Source organism: Methyloceanibacter sp., from assembly GCF_050999895.1.
Lineage (GTDB): Bacteria > Pseudomonadota > Alphaproteobacteria > Rhizobiales > Methyloligellaceae > Methyloceanibacter.
Window position 1 is genome coordinate 1 of the sequence record NZ_JBPCOU010000093.1, and the last position, 3,416, is coordinate 3,416.

General features: G+C 63.3%; 4 protein-coding genes and 1 pseudogene. 3 read left to right on the forward strand and 2 right to left on the reverse strand.

The genetic code is table 11. The features are described from left to right. Positions 1-263: 263 nt before the first annotated feature. Together pdxH and ACR2J1_RS10645 are read left to right on the forward strand one after the other, a co-directional pair. Positions 264-899: a pyridoxamine 5'-phosphate oxidase gene (pdxH, locus tag ACR2J1_RS10640; protein WP_434019303.1), complete on the forward strand. Its 636-nt coding sequence runs from the start codon at positions 264-266 to the stop codon at positions 897-899. A gap of 54 nt (positions 900-953) precedes the next feature. After that, complete coding sequence (locus ACR2J1_RS10645; protein ID WP_434019306.1) at positions 954-1,709, forward strand: SDR family NAD(P)-dependent oxidoreductase; 756 nt, start codon at positions 954-956, stop codon at positions 1,707-1,709. Here ACR2J1_RS10645 and ACR2J1_RS10650 read toward each other — a convergent pair. Further along, the gene (locus ACR2J1_RS10650; protein WP_434019304.1) at positions 1,687-1,983 is read right to left on the reverse strand and encodes a hypothetical protein; all 297 of its coding nucleotides are present in this window, start codon (positions 1,981-1,983) and stop codon (positions 1,687-1,689) included. The two genes, ACR2J1_RS10645 and ACR2J1_RS10650, sit on opposite strands and share 23 nt — an antisense overlap. A gap of 86 nt (positions 1,984-2,069) precedes the next feature. Here ACR2J1_RS10650 and ACR2J1_RS10655 point away from each other — a divergent pair, with 86 nt between their 5' ends. Then, a complete protein-coding gene (locus ACR2J1_RS10655; RefSeq protein WP_434019305.1) occupies positions 2,070-2,933 on the forward strand; it encodes a DUF1499 domain-containing protein in 864 nt (287 codons plus the stop codon). A gap of 25 nt (positions 2,934-2,958) precedes the next feature. On the opposite strand, the pseudogene ACR2J1_RS10660 reads toward ACR2J1_RS10655, so the two are convergent. Continuing rightward, positions 2,959-3,416: pseudogene (locus tag ACR2J1_RS10660) on the reverse strand (MBL fold metallo-hydrolase); the annotation flags it as partial.

Sequence of the window (3,416 nt, forward strand, 5' to 3'; positions counted from 1 at the left end):
TTGACCTCCCCCGCTCCGAAGGAGGAAGGGGCGGACGCGAATAACGCAAGCACAAGCGCGCCCGCCCCTAAGAAGATAGGAGCGCTCCAATGGAACGTACGCATAACCAACCGTCCCCAAGACCGACGCGGAAACTACTCTAATCCCCCGCGCCCACTACCAACATGAAGGAGTGTGCCGTATCAGAGTGAGCAAAACGTAAATGACCGTATCGACCCGGGAATTGGCCAAAGCCGGGGAAACTGGGTAAGACCGAACCCGCCATGACACATCCAGATCAGCCAAATCAGGGGCTGAAGCCCCGTGACTTTACCGAATCAGACGCGCCGTTCGTCCTCGTCTCCGCTTGGATGGAGGAGGCCAAGGCGGCCGAGCCCGTTGACCCCGACGCTATGGCGCTCGCCACCGTTGACGCCGAGGGCCTGCCAAATGTGCGCATGATCCTCTTGAAAGGCCTCGATGAGGGCGGCTTCGTCTTCTACACAAATTGCGAGAGCGCCAAGGGCGGCGAGCTTGCCGTCAATCCCAAGGCGGCCATCGTCCTTTATTGGAAGAGCCTCGGCCGTCAGATCAGGGCGAGGGGACTGATCGAGCCGGCCACCGATGCCGAGTCCGACGCTTATTTCGCTACGCGTTCACGGCAAAGCCGCATCGGCGCCTGCGCCTCCTCGCAGTCGCGGCCGCTGACGAGCCGCGCGGCTTTGGAGGACGCGGTCGCGGATCTCACGGAAAGATTCGGCGAGGGCGACATCAAGCGGCCCGCTTATTGGCGCGGCTATCGCCTCGTGCCGCTGGAGATCGAGTTCTGGCAAAACGGCGCCTACCGTCTGCATGACCGCATGGTCTTCCGCCGCGGCACGCCGACGGCGAGTTGGGCGAAGACCCGGCTCTATCCCTGATCCTGCTTAAACCCTATTCTTCGCTCCCGAAGCAGCCGGCGCAAAGCCTCCATGATGGCGCAGACCCCGAACGAGGAACGCAGGACAATGATCCTGACCGGCGCTTCGCGCGGCATCGGCCACGCGACGGTGAAGCGTTTCTCGTCGGCCGGCTGGCGCGTCATCACGTGCTCGCGTTATGGCTTCCCCGAGAACTGTCCGTGGGAGGCGGGCCCGGAGGATCACATTCAGGTCGATCTGTCCGACCCGGAGAATACCATCCAGGCCATCGCCGAGATGAAGCAGCGCCTGATCGTGCAAGACTCGCGCCTGCATGCGCTTGTCAACAATGCCGGCATCTCGCCGAAGGGCGAGGGTGGCAGCCGCCTCAGCACCGTCGATACGCCGCTCGACGCCTGGCAGAAGGTGTTTCAGGTGAATTTCTTTGGACCGCTGCTCCTTGCGCGCGGCCTCATCGACGAGCTGGAGGCGGCCGGCGGCACGGTCGTGAATGTGAGCTCGATCGCCAGCTCGCGCGTGCATCCCTTCGCGGGCTCGGCCTATTCCACCTCGAAGGCGGCGCTCGCGGCTCTGACCCGAGAGCTCGCCGCCGATTTCGCGCCGCGCGGCATCAGAGTGAACGCCATCTCTCCGGGGGAGATCGATACCGCCATCCTCTCGCCTGGCACCGAGGCGCTCGTCGCCGACATTCCGATGCGGCGGCTCGGTACGCCGGAGGAGGTGGCGAAGGCCATCTATTTCCTCTGCACCGAGCAATCGAGCTACATCAATGGCGCTGAGCTGCACATCAATGGCGGCCAGCACGTCTAGCCGCGCAAGCCTTCCTTCCGCACCATCGCCTCGGCACGATCGAGACCGCGCTGCAAACAATCGAACATCTCGTCTCCTGATTGCCGTAGCCGAGCGCCGTGCACCACAAACCGGCCATGCCTTCGAGATAGCGTCTCCCGGCATCGTCGAAGACGTAGATGCCTTCGGCCCGGGTAAACACCGTGGGACCGCTGTCGCGGAAGCGCGCGAGTTCGGTATAAGGATGGATCAGGCTGGCGATGTCGCGCTCGCCAACGGAGTTAGAGAGTGGCATCACGCTATCTGTGCTGTGAGCCCTGTTAGGAGGGGTTATGCCCTGCAAAGCTTAGCGGTGGCAACGGCGGCGAGGAGGGATCGGTCGTGACCACGCGATATTTGGTCAAGGAGGCGCATGAAGCGACCTGGGCGCGTCGCGTGGCGCTGTTTTTCCTCCAGCTCCTGATCTTCACCGTCATTCTGCACCATTTCGCGTCGCTCACGACGCCGGCCGCGATGAACCTGCTCAGGGTATCGGTGATCGGGCTCACGATTGCCGTGCTGATCGCCGTTGGGGCCATTGTCCGCATCTGGATTGGCGGGGAGATCGGCGCAAGTCAGGCGGTCGCAGCCATTCTCATCGCGGCCGTCGGCTTGGCGGCGCCAGCCTGGTTTGCCGCGCAATATTTCATGCTGCCGCAGCTCACCGCCATCGAGACGACTCCGAGCGAGCCCTTGGAGTTCAAGATGCTGACGAAGACGCGTCCCGCCGACGCCAATCCCATCGAGAATCTCGACGAGATCGGCACCGAAGAGCAGCAGGAAGCCTATCCGGACATCAGGCCCATGGCGCTTGAACGCTCAGCGGCGGAAGTGTTCAATCTCGTGCAGGAAGCGGTGCGCCGCCTGGGCTGGGCTGTCGCCATCAGTGAGCCTCCGGGCAACGACGGCGTCGGCAGGATCGAAGCGACCGACCGCACCCTCATCATGGGGTTCACCGACGATGTCGTGGTGCAGGTGAAGGGCGACGACACCCAGGCGAAGATCGACGTCCGCTCGGTGTCGCGTTACGGCCAGCACGATCTCGGCACCAATGCCGCGCGCGTCCGGACCCTGTTCGCCGAAGTGAAGACCGAGCTTGAGAAGGGCGAGAAGACCGGGCTGGAGCCGGCGTTGAAGGCGAAGCCAAGCGCCAAGAAGAAGGTGACCAAGCGGAAGCCGAAAGCCAGAAGGCGGACGAACGGGTAGGCGCCGTTCGGCTTTTGCGGGGGAACTAGGACGCGCGCGAATAGCGCAGCGAGAAAGCGCTCATCAATCCCTCGTCGCCGTCGCTCACGACGATGCCACGGTCGCCGAGATGTTGGAGATGCGCAAGCACCGACAGGGCGGCTGCGTCCTTCAGATCCTTATCCAACGCGCCGTAAAGTTTTGCCACGATCGCTGTGATCGTGGAGACGCCGTCGTCGAGGCAGGCAAGGATCGTCTGCTCGCGCCAGCGGCGATGCGTCATATAGGCCCTGACCACGCGCTGCGGTGTTTGCACGCGGCCGCCATGCCCCGGCAGAAACACTTTGTCGTGGCGATGCATCAGCATGTCGAGCGAAGCGATGAAATGGGCGAGGTTGCCTTCCGGCGGTGCGATCACGGTTGTATTCCAGCCCATGACGTGATCGCCGGTGAAAACGGTGCGCTGCCCGACAAGGGCGAAGCACAGATGATCCGGCGCATGGC